At 66.3% G+C, this 14,610-nt stretch carries 16 protein-coding genes; 10 read left to right on the top strand and 6 right to left on the bottom strand.

The annotated features are described in order from the left end of the window. The first annotated feature begins 49 nt into the window (after positions 1-49). Complete coding sequence (locus tag ACSQ3O_RS25055) at positions 50-1,348, top strand: lipase family protein (RefSeq protein WP_436140829.1); 1,299 nt, start codon at positions 50-52, stop codon at positions 1,346-1,348. 121 nt (positions 1,349-1,469) lie between these two features. Here ACSQ3O_RS25055 and ACSQ3O_RS25050 read toward each other — a convergent pair whose 3' ends face one another. The 4 genes from ACSQ3O_RS25050 to purE form a co-directional block, all read right to left on the bottom strand. Further along, positions 1,470-2,423: an SGNH/GDSL hydrolase family protein gene (locus ACSQ3O_RS25050; protein ID WP_298455004.1), complete on the bottom strand. Its 954-nt coding sequence runs from the start codon at positions 2,421-2,423 to the stop codon at positions 1,470-1,472. Positions 2,424-2,530: 107 nt separating this feature from the next. Continuing rightward, on the bottom strand, positions 2,531-3,547 hold the full coding sequence (locus ACSQ3O_RS25045) for an L-threonylcarbamoyladenylate synthase (RefSeq protein WP_298455001.1): 1,017 nt from the start codon (positions 3,545-3,547) through the stop codon (positions 2,531-2,533). 2 nt (positions 3,548-3,549) lie between these two features. Then, positions 3,550-4,719, bottom strand: a complete 1,170-nt coding sequence (locus ACSQ3O_RS25040; RefSeq protein WP_436140828.1) for a 5-(carboxyamino)imidazole ribonucleotide synthase — start codon at positions 4,717-4,719, stop codon at positions 3,550-3,552. Next, positions 4,716-5,210: a 5-(carboxyamino)imidazole ribonucleotide mutase gene (gene purE, locus ACSQ3O_RS25035; RefSeq protein ID WP_137749213.1), complete on the bottom strand. Its 495-nt coding sequence runs from the start codon at positions 5,208-5,210 to the stop codon at positions 4,716-4,718. The genes ACSQ3O_RS25040 and purE overlap by 4 nt, the downstream gene beginning before the upstream one ends. Before the next feature lie 149 nt (positions 5,211-5,359). Between purE and trxA the strand changes: the two genes are divergently transcribed. Next, positions 5,360-6,268, top strand: a complete 909-nt coding sequence (gene trxA / locus ACSQ3O_RS25030; protein WP_436140827.1) for a thioredoxin — start codon at positions 5,360-5,362, stop codon at positions 6,266-6,268. Positions 6,269-6,439: 171 nt separating this feature from the next. On the opposite strand, the gene ACSQ3O_RS25025 is transcribed toward trxA, so the two are convergent. Beyond that, positions 6,440-7,360 (bottom strand): phosphoribosylaminoimidazolesuccinocarboxamide synthase, encoded by a 921-nt coding sequence (locus tag ACSQ3O_RS25025; RefSeq protein ID WP_436140826.1) that lies wholly within the window; start codon positions 7,358-7,360, stop codon positions 6,440-6,442. 243 nt (positions 7,361-7,603) lie between these two features. Here ACSQ3O_RS25025 and ACSQ3O_RS25020 point away from each other — a divergent pair, with 243 nt between their 5' ends. The 4 genes from ACSQ3O_RS25020 (at position 7,604) to hprK (ending at position 11,173) form a co-directional block, all read left to right on the top strand. After that, entirely contained in the window at positions 7,604-8,836 is a 1,233-nt protein-coding gene (locus ACSQ3O_RS25020; protein WP_436140825.1) for an MFS transporter, read from the top strand. A 244-nt stretch (positions 8,837-9,080) separates the two neighbouring features. Next, positions 9,081-9,416, top strand: coding sequence for a ribosome hibernation-promoting factor, HPF/YfiA family (hpf, locus tag ACSQ3O_RS25015; RefSeq protein ID WP_137749208.1), 336 nt, complete (start codon positions 9,081-9,083; stop codon positions 9,414-9,416). Between the two features lie 298 nt (positions 9,417-9,714). Next, a complete protein-coding gene (locus tag ACSQ3O_RS25010) occupies positions 9,715-10,182 on the top strand; it encodes a PTS sugar transporter subunit IIA (protein WP_137749207.1) in 468 nt (155 codons plus the stop codon). Between the two features lie 34 nt (positions 10,183-10,216). Then, on the top strand, positions 10,217-11,173 hold the full coding sequence (hprK, locus tag ACSQ3O_RS25005) for an HPr(Ser) kinase/phosphatase (RefSeq protein ID WP_063461725.1): 957 nt from the start codon (positions 10,217-10,219) through the stop codon (positions 11,171-11,173). A 175-nt stretch (positions 11,174-11,348) separates the two neighbouring features. On the opposite strand, the gene fur is transcribed toward hprK, so the two are convergent. Continuing rightward, positions 11,349-11,768 carry a ferric iron uptake transcriptional regulator gene (gene fur / locus ACSQ3O_RS25000; RefSeq protein WP_137749206.1) on the bottom strand — a complete coding sequence of 140 codons (420 nt, stop codon included), beginning with the start codon at positions 11,766-11,768 and terminating at the stop codon, positions 11,349-11,351. An 88-nt stretch (positions 11,769-11,856) separates the two neighbouring features. On the opposite strand from fur, the gene ACSQ3O_RS24995 reads away from it, so the two are divergent. The 4 genes from ACSQ3O_RS24995 (at position 11,857) to ACSQ3O_RS24980 (ending at position 14,577) form a co-directional block, all read left to right on the top strand. Then, positions 11,857-12,420 (top strand): outer membrane protein assembly factor BamE, encoded by a 564-nt coding sequence (locus ACSQ3O_RS24995; RefSeq protein ID WP_137749205.1) that lies wholly within the window; start codon positions 11,857-11,859, stop codon positions 12,418-12,420. A 63-nt stretch (positions 12,421-12,483) separates the two neighbouring features. After that, complete coding sequence (gene dapB, locus ACSQ3O_RS24990; RefSeq protein WP_171012380.1) at positions 12,484-13,323, top strand: 4-hydroxy-tetrahydrodipicolinate reductase; 840 nt, start codon at positions 12,484-12,486, stop codon at positions 13,321-13,323. 13 nt (positions 13,324-13,336) lie between these two features. Then, complete coding sequence (locus ACSQ3O_RS24985; RefSeq protein WP_436140824.1) at positions 13,337-14,128, top strand: MotA/TolQ/ExbB proton channel family protein; 792 nt, start codon at positions 13,337-13,339, stop codon at positions 14,126-14,128. Next, positions 14,125-14,577, top strand: coding sequence for an ExbD/TolR family protein (locus ACSQ3O_RS24980; RefSeq protein ID WP_436140823.1), 453 nt, complete (start codon positions 14,125-14,127; stop codon positions 14,575-14,577). The genes ACSQ3O_RS24985 and ACSQ3O_RS24980 overlap by 4 nt, the downstream gene beginning before the upstream one ends. The last annotated feature ends 33 nt before the right edge of the window (positions 14,578-14,610 follow it).

Genomic DNA, 14,610 nt, shown 5'->3' with positions numbered 1-14,610 from the left:
CAGGTGCGCGCACCATGCATCGTTTTTCACTGACCCGAGGGACCCATCCATGAATTACTTCCGTCTTACCTGTGTTGCGGCTGCCGCGCTGGTGCTTGTTGCCTGCGGGGGCTCCGACGATCCGGCACGTGGCTCGCTCATTGACCCGCCCGCCACGCTGGCCACGTTGACTGCAGCGCAGATCGACGCCAGCACCTCCAGTGCGGGCTTACAGGCCCTCACCGGCAAGGCCAAGTGCGACGTGAAGGTGGTGGCGCTGAACTACGCCACCGTGGGGGCCAAGAGCGGCGAAAACACCAATGCCTCGGGCGTGATGCTGGTGCCCGGCGGCAGCTGTACCACGGCGGCTCCGCTGCTGGCCTATGCCAAGGGCACTGACATGCAAAAGCCCCGCACCCTGGCCAATCCGCAGGACTCCGAAACCTTCCTGCTGGCGGCCATGTATGCGGCCCAGGGCTATGCCGTGGTGGCCACCGACTACCTGGGCTTTGCCAAGTCCACCTACAGCTACCACCCCTATCTGCATGCCGACTCCGAGGCCACGTCCGTGATCGACTCGATGCGCGCTGCGCGCAATGCGGCCAGCACCGTGGGGGCCAGTCTGTCGGGCAAGGTCATGTTCACGGGATATTCGCAGGGCGGCCATTCATCAATGGCCGCACAGCGCGCCGCCGAGCGCGACCATGCCTCCGAGTTCAACGTGGTGGCAGGCGCCCACCTGGCGGGCCCCTACAACCTGTCGGGTTCGCTGCGCATTCCGGATGCGATTGCGGGCGTGCAGTTCTTTGTGCCCTACCTCGTGACCTCGTGGCAGAAGGTCTATGGCAACGTGTACACCGATGTGAAGCAGGTCTTCAAGGCTCCGTACTCGGGCTACATCGAGAACCTGCTGCCCAACCCCACGATGAACTACACCACGTTGCTCACCTCGGGCACCCTGCCTGCGGGCACGCCCAATCAGGCGCGTGATGCTCTGTTCCAGTCCGACTTCATCACGGGCTCGCAGACCAGCACCACCCACCCGCTCTACCTGACCGCCAAAAAGAACGACCTGCTGGGCTGGAGCCCCAAGGCCCGCGTGCTGCTGTGCGGCGGTGCAGGCGACCCCACGGTGCCACCTGCAGTGCACCAGGCCGTCATGAAGGCAGACTTCGACAGCCGGGGGCTCACCAACGTGAGTTCTGTGGATGTGGATGCCGCCATCCAGGCCACCTTCGGCCCGGGCGGCAAGGCGCCGACTGACCCCACCTCGGCGGCCTTTGCCACCTACTATGGCTCCTACCACGGCACCTACGAGCCCCCGTTCTGCCACGCTCAGGCGCGTGCCGTGTTCGATACGGTCAAGTAAGCCGCTGTCACGGGCCCATCCGGGCCCCTTGGCGCACAATAAAAAAGCCGACCCTGGGGTCGGCTTTTTTGTGGGCGACAGCCCTGGCACATCCGCACACGGCGGCCGGGCATGCAGTCCGTTACCAGCGCGCGCGCAGGCGGTCGTAGGCGTAGGTGCCGAACTGGCGCTGTGCCGACGGGGTCAGGTACACAGAGTCGGCAAACACATACGACACCTGATTGGCGCCCGACAGCAGCGTGGAGCTGTTGCACAGGGCCGAGTTGACCTGGCCTGCGCCAATGCCGATGCCGTTGGTCGCGTCCACCGAGGTGCACACGGCGGTGGTGGCGTTGTTGAAGCCATAGTTGCCAGGCACGCTGGTGTACAGGTTCACGTAGTAGGCCGAGTCCACGTACAGCACGTTGGCGCCCAGATCCACGATGCCCACCAGCAGGCCATCATTGAAACGGCTGCTGGCATCGGTCAGCAGGGCTTCCCGGCCAATCGACTTGGCCCAGGGGCTCTTGCTCAGGTCGTAGGTGCCGGTCACCACCACATACTTGGCGCCTGCTGCGACCAGGCGGCGCACTTGGGCGGCCAGGTCTTCGCCCGCCTTGCGTGCAGCGGCCACCATGGCGGCCTCGGTCTGGGTGCCTGCGGTCACGGCGGCCATGCCGGAGATCACGTCGCTGACACCGCCGCTCACGATCACCAGGTCGGAGCCGGTAAAGCTGCCGCCGGCCAGGAAGGCGTCGATCTGCTCGGTGATGGTGCGGGTGCTGGCGTTGCCTGCGGCGTCAGGCTTGGCGCTCACGCGGGCGTTGCCCGTGGCGTAGCTGGTGCCGCCAGCGGACGAGGCGGTGAGGGGCTTGCCGTAGTTGGCTGCCACCTGCAGGGTCCAGTTGTTGACGCTGCCGTCGTTGACGGTGTAGCGCGAACCGTTTTGACCCACATCGCTCATGGCATCGCCAAACGCGATGAAGCGTTGGGGCGTGATGGCCGATTCAGTGGTGCTGGAACCGCAGGCCGCGAGCAACGCGACCGATGCACATGCGGCGACCATGACGGTGCGGCGCATCCAATTTGCTGCCATGTATTTCTCCAGAAAAGTGGGGGGTAGTTTAGCGGGGCAAAGTCAACGCATGTAAAGCGGCCCGAACCGGGGGTGGCGACGCAGTCGCTCCGTGCGCGGCAGCTCCGTCACGCGGCGGCTGCGCGCTGCAGGCGGTCGCGCACGCCTTCCCAGTCCGGGCTGGCGGGCGGGGCCTCGATCCAGATCAGCTTCACGCCTTCATCGTCAAAGCCGCGCAGCACGGCAAACAGCTGCTGGGCGGTGGCCGCGGCATCGTCGGGCATGCGCCGCAGCACGAGCCGGGACGAGTGCGAGCGCAGCGCAGAGCGGGCATAAATGGCGATGTGGGCCGCCTCTGCGCCCAGCAGGTCCAGGCTGGTCTGCAGGGCCTTGGCATCCATCAGCCGCACCTTGGCGGCGGGTGCATAGTGGGCTTCCAGCGTGCCCGAGGCGCGGGGCGTGAGGGCGGGCAGCTCCTCCTTGGACAGCGGCGCGATGCTGCAGGCCGCAGCGATCTGCGCGCGTGTGATGGCGCCGGGGCGCAGCAGCACGGGCACGCCGCGGGTGCAGTCCACGATGGTGCTTTCAATGCCCACGCCGCAGGGGCCGCCGTCCAGCACCAGCAGGTCGGCGCCCAGCTCATCCTGCACGTGCTGGGCGGTGGTGGGGCTCACGCGGCCAAAGCGGTTGGCGCTGGGGGCGGCGACCCCCCACACGGGCGGGCCGCCCTGGTCGGTGCCGTTGGCCGGGGCGGCACAGGCCTCCAGCAGGGCGTGCGCGACCGGGTGGGCCGGGCAGCGCAGTCCCACACTGTTTTGCCCACCCGTGGCCGCTGTGGCCACACCGGGCAGGCGGGGCAGGATCAGGGTGAGTGGGCCGGGCCAGAAGGCATCGACCAGTTTCTGTGCAAAGCCAGGCACCTCGCTGGCGAAATGCGCAATGCCCTGGGCATTGGCCACATGCACGATGAGCGGGTGGTCGCTGGGTCGCCCCTTGGCTGCGAAGATCTGCGCCACCGCCGCATCACTGCTGGCGTCGGCGGCCAGGCCATACACGGTTTCGGTGGGCAGGCCCAGCAGTGCGCCGCTGCGCACCGCGCGGGCTGCGGCGGTGATGGCCGAGGGGTCGTTGCCGTCAAGGATCATGGTCAAAACGCGGCGATGCCGAGCAGGGCGGCTGCCTTCAAGGCGGTGGCGCGTGCGGCCTCGGGCGTGGCGGCGGTCACGTTGAGGTGGCCCATCTTGCGGCCCCGCTTGGCGTCGCGCTTGCCGTACAGGTGCAGGTGGGTGCCAGGCAGTGCCAGCACCTGATCCCAAGGGGGGGGCTGTTCGGTGTCCCCCTGGGCAAACCACAGGTCGCCCAGCAGGTTGAGCATGACGGCGGCGCTGTGCTGGCGCGGCTGCGTGAGCGGCAGGCGGGCCATGGTGCGCACCTGCAGTTCGAACTGCGACACATCGCAGGCGTTCTGGCTGTAGTGGCCGCTGTTGTGCGGGCGCGGGGCGATTTCGTTGACCACCAGACTGCCGTCCTGCAGCACGAAGAACTCCACGCACAGCACGCCCACGTACTGCAGGCCTTCTGCTACAGATTTCGCAGCTGCTACCGCTTGTGCAACAAGCGCAGAAGGCAGATTTTCTTCGTGAACCTCGGTCACGGCGAGGATGCCATCGCGGTGCAGGTTGCGCTGCACGGGCAGGTGCACCATGGCGCCATCGTGGCCCCGGGCCACGATCACCGAGCATTCAAGCGCCAGCGGCAGCATTTTTTCCAGCACGCAGGGCACGCGGCTGACGGCGTCCCAGGCGGCGGCCAGCTCGGCGGCGGTTTTTACGCGCACCTGGCCTTTGCCGTCGTAGCCCATGCGGGATGTTTTCAGGATGCCCGGCAGGAGGTCAGCAGGCACTGCCGCCAGCTGCCCGGCCGTCTCGATCACCGCGTAGGGCGCGCACGGCACGCCGCAGCCCACAAAGTGCGCTTTCTCGCGGGCGCGGTCTTGCGCCACCGACACGGCGCTGGCGGCGGGCGACACAGGGCGCTCTGCGGCCAGCGTGGCCAGTGCGGCGGCGGGCACGTTCTCGAATTCGGTGGTCACCGCGTCCGACAGGCGGGCCAGCTCGGCCAGGCCCTGGGCATCTTCGTAACCCGTCTGGATGTGGTGGTGGCTCACCAGCCCGGCGGGGCTGTCGGGGTCGGCGTCGAGCACGGCGGTGAAGTAGCCCATGGCCTGGGCCTGGTGCACAAACATGCGGCCCAGCTGGCCGCCGCCGAGCACGCCCAGTGTCGATCCCGGCAAGAGGGGCTTGGTGCTGGCGCTCATGCGGCGGGCGGCAGGGTCATGTTGCGGGCCACTTCCGTCTGCTCGGCGCGGAAGGCTTCGAGCCGCTGGCGCAGCTCGGGGCTCTCGCTGGCCAGCAGGGCCACGGCAAACAGCGCGGCATTGGCGGCACCTGCCGTGCCGATGGCAAACGTGGCCACGGGAATGCCCTTGGGCATTTGCACGATGCTGTGCAGAGAATCGACGCCCTGCAGATGGCGGCTGGCCACGGGCACGCCCAGCACGGGCACGGTGGTCTTGGCGGCGATCATGCCGGGCAGGTGGGCGGCGCCGCCCGCGCCCGCGATGATGGCCTTTAGGCCCCGGCTGGCGGCGGCCTCGGCGTAGGCGAACATGTCGTCGGGCATGCGGTGGGCCGAGACCACGCGGGCCTCGTGCGCGATGCCGAACTGTTCAAGAATCTGCACTGCATGCTGCATGGTGTCCCAGTCGCTGCTGGAACCCATGACCACGCCGATCTGGATGGGTTTCATGGTGGTTGGGGGTGCGCGGCAGCGGGTCTGGCCCGCCGCACCGCTGTAGGTGGAACCCGTGATTTTACTTTTTGCGCCTCCCTGGCTGGTGTGGGGCTGTTTCGATGGGCCAAAATAGCGCGCAAACCGCTTCACAGGCCCACACCACCATGATTGACGTCACCGTAGAGAACTTTGAAGCCGAGGTGGTTGCCGCCTCGATGAACGTGCCCGTGCTGGTGGACTTCTGGGCGCCCTGGTGCGGCCCCTGCAAGTCGCTGGGTCCCGTGCTGGAAAAGCTCGAAACCGAATACGCCGGCCGCTTCAAGCTCGCCAAGATCGACTCCGACCAGGAGCAGCAGCTCGCCGGCATGTTCGGCATCCGCAGCATCCCCACTTGCGTGTTGCTCATGAACGGCCAGCCCGTGGACGGCTTCATGGGCGCTTTGCCCGAAGGCCAGGTGCGCGCCTTCCTCGACAAGCATGTGCCCACCGCCGAAGAAATGGCCGCCGAGGCCGAGGAAGAAGAAGCCCAGGAGGCCTTGGCCGACGGCGACACGGGCACGGCCCTCGAAAAACTGCAGCACGCGGTGGTGACCGACCCGGCCAACGACGATGCGCGCTTCGACTACGTCAAGCTGCTGCTGCAACTGCGCCGCGAGGACGATGCCAAGGTCGCCTTTGCCCCCGTCATCGCCAAGGCGGCCGGCTCACGCAAGCTGGGCGCGCTCAAGGTCTGGATGGATGCTATTGATTTCGTAGCTATTGGCGCTTATGGAGCAGGCGCAGAGGCCGATTTTGATACCAAAATTGCTGCCAACAAGCGCGATTTCGACACCCGCTACGCACGCGCCCGCTGGCTGATGGCCCAGCAGCGCTGGACCGACGCCATGGATGAGCTGCTCGAAATCCTCATGCGCGACAAGGCCTGGAACGAGGAGATCGCCCGCAAGACCTACGTGGCCATCCTCGAAGTCATCGAGGCCCCCAAGCCCAAGGTAGCCGAGGGGCAGATTCCTCCCGAGGACCCGGTGGTGGCCACCTACCGGCGGCGCTTGTCGAGTGTGGTGCTGAGCTAGGGCTGGTCCAAGCCTTTGAGGCGCCTTGTGCGCTTTTCACTGGGCGAGGTTACCTGCTGCCTTGCATTGCGCTGGTGCATTCTGGGGTTGCATCGCGCGATGACCATCAACGCATGAGGCATGAAAAAAGGCTCCCCATCGGGAGCCTTGATTGTCCAATGAGTGCGTGGTTTATCCGACCAAACGCTCCAGCGCTTCGCGGTACTTCGCTGCCGTCTTTTCGATCACTTCCTGCGGCAGGCGCGGCGCGGGGGCGGTCTTGTCCCAGGGCTTGCCGCTCACCTTGGCCTGTTCCAGCCAGTCGCGCACAAACTGCTTGTCGTAGCTGGGGGGGTTGGCGCCTGCGGCCAGCGCGGCTTCGTAGCCTTCCACGGGCCAGTAGCGCGAGCTGTCGGGGGTGAGCACTTCGTCCATCAGCACCAGCGTGCCATCGGGCGCCAGGCCGAACTCGAACTTCGTGTCGGCAATGATCATGCCTTTGGTCAGCGCGATCTCGGCGGCCGCCTGGTAGATGGCGATGCTCAGGTCGCGGATGCGCGTGGCCAGGTCGAGGCCGATCATCTCCACGGTGCGCTCAAACGTGATGTTCTCGTCGTGCTCGCCCACGGCGGCCTTGGCGGCAGGCGTGTAGATGGGGGCGGGCAGCTTGGCGGCGTTGGTCAGGCCTTCGGGCAGCGGTACACCGCACACTGCGCGGCTTTCCTGGTATTCCTTCCAGCCGCTGCCGGCCAGGTAGCCGCGCACCACGGCTTCCACCGGGATGGGCTTCAGGCGCTGGACCAGCATGGAGCGGCCACGCACCTGGGCCACTTCCTCGGGCTTGACCACGCTTTCGGGGGCGTCGCCCGTGAGGTGGTTGGGGCAGATGTGGCCGAGTTTGTCGAACCAGAACAGCGCCATCTGCGTGAGCAGCTCGCCCTTGCCGGGAATGGGCTCGCCCATGATCACGTCAAAGGCCGAGAGGCGGTCGCTGGCCACCATCAGGATGCGGTCGTCGCCCACGGCGTAGTTGTCGCGCACCTTGCCGCGTGCCAGCAGGGGCAGCGACGTGAGGGCAGAGGTGTGCAGGGCGTTGGAGCTGGGCTGGGTCATGGTGTCGGTGTGGGCGGTCGATATCCGCAGCGGGCAATCCGAAGAAGAACGGGGGTGAAGCGCTTGCGGGCCGGGCCCGGCGCAACCCGCTGATTTTACGCGCCGGACTCGGGGGCGCCTGCAAGGCCCTGGGGGTGGATGAAAACGGGGCGGGGCGTGTGTGGCCCTGGGGCGGCATGTGGTGCGCGCTTGGGGCACACTGTGCGGCCCTGACTCTGACCGGGCCTGCTGTGGCCTTTGCCTGTGTCCACCACTTCTGCCCCTGCGCTCACTCCCCGCCGCGAACTCTGGCTGCTGCTGACCCTGGCGGGCATCCAGTTCACCCACATCCTCGACTTCATGATCATGATGCCGCTCGGGCCGCAGTTCACGCGGCTGTTCGCCATCAGCGACGCGCAGTTCGGCCTGCTGGTGTCGGCCTACACGCTGTCGGCGGGGGCATCGGGGCTGCTCGCCTCCACCTACATCGACCGGTTTGGCCGTAAGCGCCTGCTGCTGGTGCTGTATGTGCTGTTCGGGTTGGCAACGCTGGCCTGCGGCGTGGCGCCCACCTATGGCACGCTGATGGCGGCGCGCATCCTGGCAGGGGCGTTTGGCGGCGTGTTGTCGGCCCTGTCGCAGACCATCGTGGCGGATGTGGTGCCGTTCGAGCGGCGCGGGCGGGCGATGGGGATTGTCATGACGTCCTTTGCGGTGTCCACGGTGGCGGGCGTGCCTCTGGGGCTGATCCTGGCCGAGCATGGGGGCTGGAACCTGCCCTTCATCGCCATCGCGATCCTGGTCGGGGTGCTGGCCCTCCAGGCGGCCCGCACCCTGCCGCCGCTGACGGCCCATGTGCAGGCGGCGGGTGGCCGCTCGGCGCTCTCGGGCATTGCACAGGTGCTGGCCGACCCGAACCACCGCTGGGCCTTTGTGTATTCCGCCCTGCTGGTGTCCACGGGGTTCACCGTCATCCCCTATATCACGATCTACATGCAGGCCAACGCCGGGGTTCGCCCTGACCAGATCCCGCTGGCCTATCTTTGCGGGGGCATTGCCACCCTGTTCACCGCGCGCTGGTTTGGCCGCTGGACCGACCGTTGGGGCAAGGTGCGGACCTTTCGTGCCCTGGTGCTGGCATCGGTGCCCTGCCTGCTGGGTATCACGCTGTGTCAGGGGCTGCCGCTCTGGGGGGTGTTGCTGGTGTCCACCTTCATGTTTGCCTTCGTGAGCGGGCGCATGATCCCGGGGATGGCGATCGTCACCTCGGCGGCGCAGCCCGCCTTGCGGGGCACCTTCATGACCCTGAATGCATCGGTGCAGTCTGCCGCGATGGGGGTGGCGTCTTTTGTGGGCGGGGTGCTGATCAGCCGCGATGCGCAGGGCTTGGTGCAGAACTACTGGGTGGCGGCGCTGGTGGGGATTGCGGCCGGTGTGCTGTCGATGCTGGTGGTGGGGCGGCTGCATCTGCATGGGGCCAGCCCGGCGGCGCGCTGAAGGCTCTGGGGCGGTCATCGGAGGGATGCCTGTGGCGCCCCAGCGAACTTACTCATTGTGCGCGCTTTTTGGGGGCTTGGCACCTTGGCGGGCATAACCCAGCGGGTCGGGGCGGTATGGGATTGCTTTTCGGGGAGGGCGGGGGCATAGTGAGCTCACGTCAACGGATGCATCCAAGTTCGCCGAGCCGCTTCTCTGATCCAGGGCGGCGTTTTTCCCACCGAGAGCTACAGGAGACTTATTTATGAACTTGACGATCAGCGGTCACCACCTCGAAGTTACCCCCGCCTTGCGCAGCTATGTCACCTCCAAGCTGGACCGGATCACCCGCCATTTTGACCAAGTTGTTGATGTCAAGGTACTGCTGACGGTAGAGAAGCAAAAGGAAAAGGAAAAGAGACAGCGAGCGGAATGCAACATCCACGTCAAGGGCAATGACCTGTTCGCCGAAAGCTCCCACGCAGACCTGTATGCAGCCGTGGACGAGCTGGTAGATAAGATGGACCGCCAGGTTGTGCGCCACAAGGACCGCTTGCAAGACCATCACCACGAAGCCGCAAAGCGCGAACTGCACGCTTGACGCGCCAGCCCTGAGCCTGGCACCGCAGCCGCCCCATCCGGGCGGTTTTTTGTTGCTCCAGCCCTTGTTACCCCATAGTTTCCCCATGCAAAAGCCAGCCAGAACGAGAAGCGCCGGGCGCACCAAGTGGTTTGCCGCCCCGCTGCGTTGGCCACAGGCCACAGGCCGCAGCACGCTGCGTTCGTGGACTTTCACGCATCCATCCGTGTTGCGGGGACTGCGCATGGGTGAATAATGGGATGGCAGGCCCTGGCGCTCAGGGTTTTCGCCAATATGTGCATAATTGTTACCCTTGACCATGAACCGACTCGCCTCCATCCTGCCTTCCGCTCAAGTGCTCGTGAGCGTGGACGCCACCAGCAAGAAGCGTGCTTTTGAAGAAGCGGGTCTGCTGTTCGAAAGCCAGCACGGCCTCTCGCGGGCGCTGATCACCGACAGCCTGTTCGCACGCGAGCGCCTGGGTTCCACGGGGCTCGGTCATGGTGTCGCCATCCCCCACGGGCGCATCAAGGGACTCAAGGCGCCCATGGCGGCAGTTTTTCAGCTGCTCAATCCGATTGGTTTTGATGCGCCGGACGAGTTGCCGGTGGGGCTGCTGATTTTTCTGCTGGTGCCCGAAGCGGCCACGCAGAAGCATCTGGAAATCCTGTCTGAAATTGCCGAGCTGCTGAGTGACTCGGCCCTGCGCGAAAAGCTCAAGGCCTGCACCGATGCCGCCGAGCTGCACGGCATGATTGCAGGCTGGCAGTCCACGCAGGCGGCCTGAGCCCACACCCGTTTCCCTTTTGCACTGACCTTCCGTGAAGCCCAATGTTGTCAGTGCCGACGTGCTTTTCGAGGAATTCCGTGGCCTCCTGAAATGGGAGTGGGTTGCGGGCCTGGGGGCGTCGGAGCGGCGGTTTGACGAAGTGGCCGTGCGTTCTGCGCGGTCCGGAGCCGATCTGGTCGGCTATCTCAACTACATCCATCCCTACCGCGTCCAGATTCTGGGTGAGCGCGAAATCGCGTACCTGAGCAACGCCTCGCCCGACGACTGCAAGCGCCGGATTGCGCGCATCGTGACGCTCGAGCCGCCCGTGCTGGTGCTGGCCGATAACCAGACCGCCCCCGATGCACTGGTGTCCATGTGCGAACGTGCGCAGATCCCGATGTTCTCCACGCACGAGTCGTCGGCGTTTGTCATCGACGTGCTGCGCGCCTACCTGTCCAAGCACTTCGCCGACCGCACCACGATGCACGGCGTGTTCATGGATATCCTGGGTCTGGGGGTGTTGATCACCGGCGAATCTGGCCTGGGCAAAAGCGAGCTCGGCCTGGAGCTGATTTCGCGTGGCAACGGCCTGGTGGCGGACGACGCGGTGGATTTTTTCCGCATCAACCAGACCACCATCGAGGGCAAGTGCCCCGAGCTGCTGCAGAATCTGCTGGAAGTGCGCGGCATTGGCCTGCTCGATATCCGCGCCATCTTTGGCGAGACGGCCGTGCGCCGCAAGATGCGCCTCAAGCTCATCGTGCACCTGGTGCGCAAAGAGACCCTGGAGCGCGACTATGAACGCCTGCCTTACGAGCCGCTCACCCAGGACGTGCTCGGCGTGCCCGTGCTCAAGGTCGTGATCCAGGTGGTCGCTGGCCGCAACATCGCTGTGCTGGTCGAAGCCGCCGTGCGCAACACCATCCTGCAACTGCGCGGTATCGACACCTATCAAGAGTTTGTGGAGCGCCACCGCCGCGCCATGGAGCGCGACACGGGTGGCTAGTCTGTGCTCTGTATTTGATAGCTGTTTACGCTTGATGGACGGGCGCAAAGGCCGATTTTGATGCTAAAACGCGGGTGCGCACTGGCGCTCCCCAGGCCAGTGTCCCCGCGCAAGGGCCGCCCCGCCGCGCGGGGGCGTCCCCCTTCAGGGGGCTGGCGCGAAGCGACTCAGGGGGTTACCCTTTTTTTGCGCAATCGGCGCACTGGCCGTACAACGCCATCGTGTGGTCCTGCACCAGCCAGCCCTTGGCCTTGGCCACGGCATGCTGGCGCTTTTCGATCTCGGCGTCGTAGAACTCCTCCACCTTGCCACAGGACGTGCAGATGAAGTGATCGTGGTGCTGGCCCTCGTTGAGCTCATACACCGCCTTGCCGCTCTCGAAGTTGCTGCGAATCAGGATGCCCGCCTGCTCGAACTGCGTGAGCACCCGGTACACGGTGGCCAGGCCAATGTCCGAGCGCTCCTCCAGCAGCACGCGGAACACGTCTTCGGCCGTCATGTGGCGCTGCGTGCCTTTCTGGAAGATCTCCATGATCTTCAGGCGGGGCAGCGTGGCCTTGAGTCCCGTGCTTTTGAGTTCGTCGATGTTGGTCATGGCATGTTCCTTCGGGTGCTGGCCCCCACCTCAAGGCCTGGGGGGCAGCCGCTACAATGCGGCGATCATATCCTCAGCCCTTTTACCCATGCCCGTCAAAGCCCGTTGCAGCGCCCGCCTGGGCCTGGTCCTGTTGATCGGCGCCAGCATGGCTGCCCTGGCCGGTTGTGGCAGCCTGGATGGCGCCAGCAGCCGCATCGCCGGCATCGTGAAACCCTATAAGGTGGACGTGGTGCAGGGCAACTTTGTGTCGCGCGAGCAGGTGCAAGCCCTGCAACCCGGCATGAGTCGCCAGCAGGTGCGCGAAATCCTCGGCACGCCCCTGGTCACCAGCCTGTTCCATTCGGACCGCTGGGAGTACGTGTTCACGCTCAAGCGCCCCGGTGAAGACATCCAGACCCGCAAGCTGACCGTGTTCTTCAAGGGCGATGTCCTGGAGCGCTCCGAAGGCGACGAAATGCCCTCGGAGACGGAATTTGTCGCCACGCTGGGCGGGCGCGATGGTGCCAAGGGCAAGGTGCCCACGCTGGAAGCCACGCCGGAGCAGCTGGCCAAGTACCCGCCTTCCGCAAAACCCGCCCAGGCCCCTGCGGCAGCGACCACTGCGCCAGCCCCCACCAGTTACCCGCCGCTCGACGCGCCTGCGCGCTGACGCCAGCGGCCCCGCAGCACAGGGGGTTGTCTCTGTGCAGCCACCCAACCGAACAGGATTTTCATGACAGGGACCTCAACCCCCGCCGCCGCCGTGACCACCCCTTGCCGCGTGGCTGTGGCCGGCGCGTCGGGCCGCATGGGCCGTATGCTGATCGAGGCCATCCGTGCCAGCGACGACTGCGTGCTGGCCGGTGCGCTGGACGTGGCCTCCAGCCCCGCCGTGGGCTCGGACGCCACCGCCTTTCTGGGCCATGCAAGCGGCGTGGCCATCACGGCCGACATTGCAACGGGCCTCAAGAATGCCGACGTGCTGATCGACTTCACCCGCCCCGAAGGCACGCTGGCCCATCTGGCCGTGTGCAGCCAGCTGGGTGTGAAGGCCGTCATCGGCACCACCGGCTTCACCGATGCACAAAAGGCCGAACTCGACGCCTATGCACAACGCACCGCCGTCATGTTCTCGCCCAACATGAGCGTGGGCGTGAACGTCACGCTCAAGCTGCTGCAGATGGCTGCCAAGGCCATGGCCACCGGCTACGACATCGAGATCATCGAGGCCCACCACCGCCACAAAGTGGATGCGCCCTCGGGCACCGCGCTCAAGATGGGGGAGGTGATTGCCGACGCCCTGGGCCGCGATCTCAAGGACTGCGCCGTGTACGCCCGCGAAGGCGTGACGGGCGAGCGCGACCCCTCCACCATCGGCTTTGCTGCTATCCGGGGTGGCGACATCGTGGGCGATCACACCGTGCTGTTTGCTGGCATTGGCGAGCGCATTGAGGTCACCCATAAGTCCTCCAGCCGCGCCACGTATGCGCAGGGCGCCTTGCGCGCCGTGCGCTTCCTGGCCGCACACAAGACGGGCATGTTCGACATGTTCGACGTGCTGGGCTTGAACTGACCCGCCGACGCCCATGGACGCTCTTCACTGGTGGCGCCAGGGCGATGCCGTGACGCAGGGAGCGGCCTTGGTATTGCTGGCCATGTCGGTGGCGAGCTGGGTGGTCATCGTGTGGAAGCTGCGGCTCATGCGCCAGGCCGTGGCCGATGTGGCGCGTTGCACGGCAGCGTTCTGGCAGGCGCCCTCCATAGACCTTGCTGCGCAGCGTTTGCAGTCTTTTGACCGCGCTGCGCTTGTCCTGCCTCTGGTGGTTGCTGCAAATTCGATAGCAAATCCGACTGTTCAAGATACTCCGGCCTCGCTGGCTACGGCGGGCAGCCTGTCGCAGCGGCTCACGCGGGTGCTGCGCGATGCCCTGCACGATGTGCTGGGGCGCCTGCAGTTTGGCCAGGTGCTGCTGGCCACGGTGGGCTCCACGGCGCCCTTCGTGGGGCTGCTGGGTACCGTGTGGGGCATCTACCATGCGCTCACTGCCATGGCGGGGGCAGGGCAGATCACCATCGACCGGGTCTCCGGCCCTGTGGGCGAAGCCCTGGTCATGACCGCTGCAGGGCTGGCCGTCGCCATCCCTGCGGTGCTGGCCTACAACGTGTTTGGCCGTCTGGTTGGCCGCATCGAGGCTGACCTGGAAGGTTTTGCGCGCGACCTGCGCGAGCTGCTCATCGACACGGCGCCCGTCCAGAGTTTGGCGGGCTCCACAGAAGGTCTGGGCAACGCGAGCCGACCCGCCGCCGGGCCGTCCCAAGGCGGGTCAGCCCCCTTGGGGGGCAGCGGACCACGCGCAGCGGGGAGCGTGGGGGCATGAGTTTCGGACGACTCGAACGCACCGCCGGGCCGCAACCCATGAGCGACATCAACATGACGCCGCTGGTGGACGTGATGCTGGTGCTGGTGGTCATCTTCATCCTCACGGCACCGCTGCTGGCCAGCTCCATCCGGCTGGACCTGCCGCGCACCGAGGGTGCCACGCCCGGCACGGCCCCGCAGTTCGTCACCCTGGTGGTCGATGCCTCGGGCCAGGCGTTTCTGGATGACCAGCCCCTGTCGCAGGCCGCGCTGGCCGAGCGCCTGCGCCGCATTGGCGCAGAGCGCCCGGACACCGAGGTGCAACTGCGCGCCGACGCTGCCGTGCCCTATGGCCGTGTAGTCGAGGTCATGGGTGCGGCCCACCTGGCCGGGCTGCAGCGCATCGGATTTGTGGCCGAACCGGCTGCAAGTCCCGCCCCACCCGCGCCTCCTGCCCCGTCGCGCTGACGCGCCCGGACCAGTGGCCCGCTGGGGCAGGGC

Source organism: Acidovorax sp. LjRoot74, assembly GCF_964254355.1.
Classification (GTDB): Bacteria; Pseudomonadota; Gammaproteobacteria; order Burkholderiales; family Burkholderiaceae_C; genus Acidovorax.
Note: the sequence above shows the minus strand (reverse complement) of the source record. Positions and strands in the feature narration are given on the sequence as shown.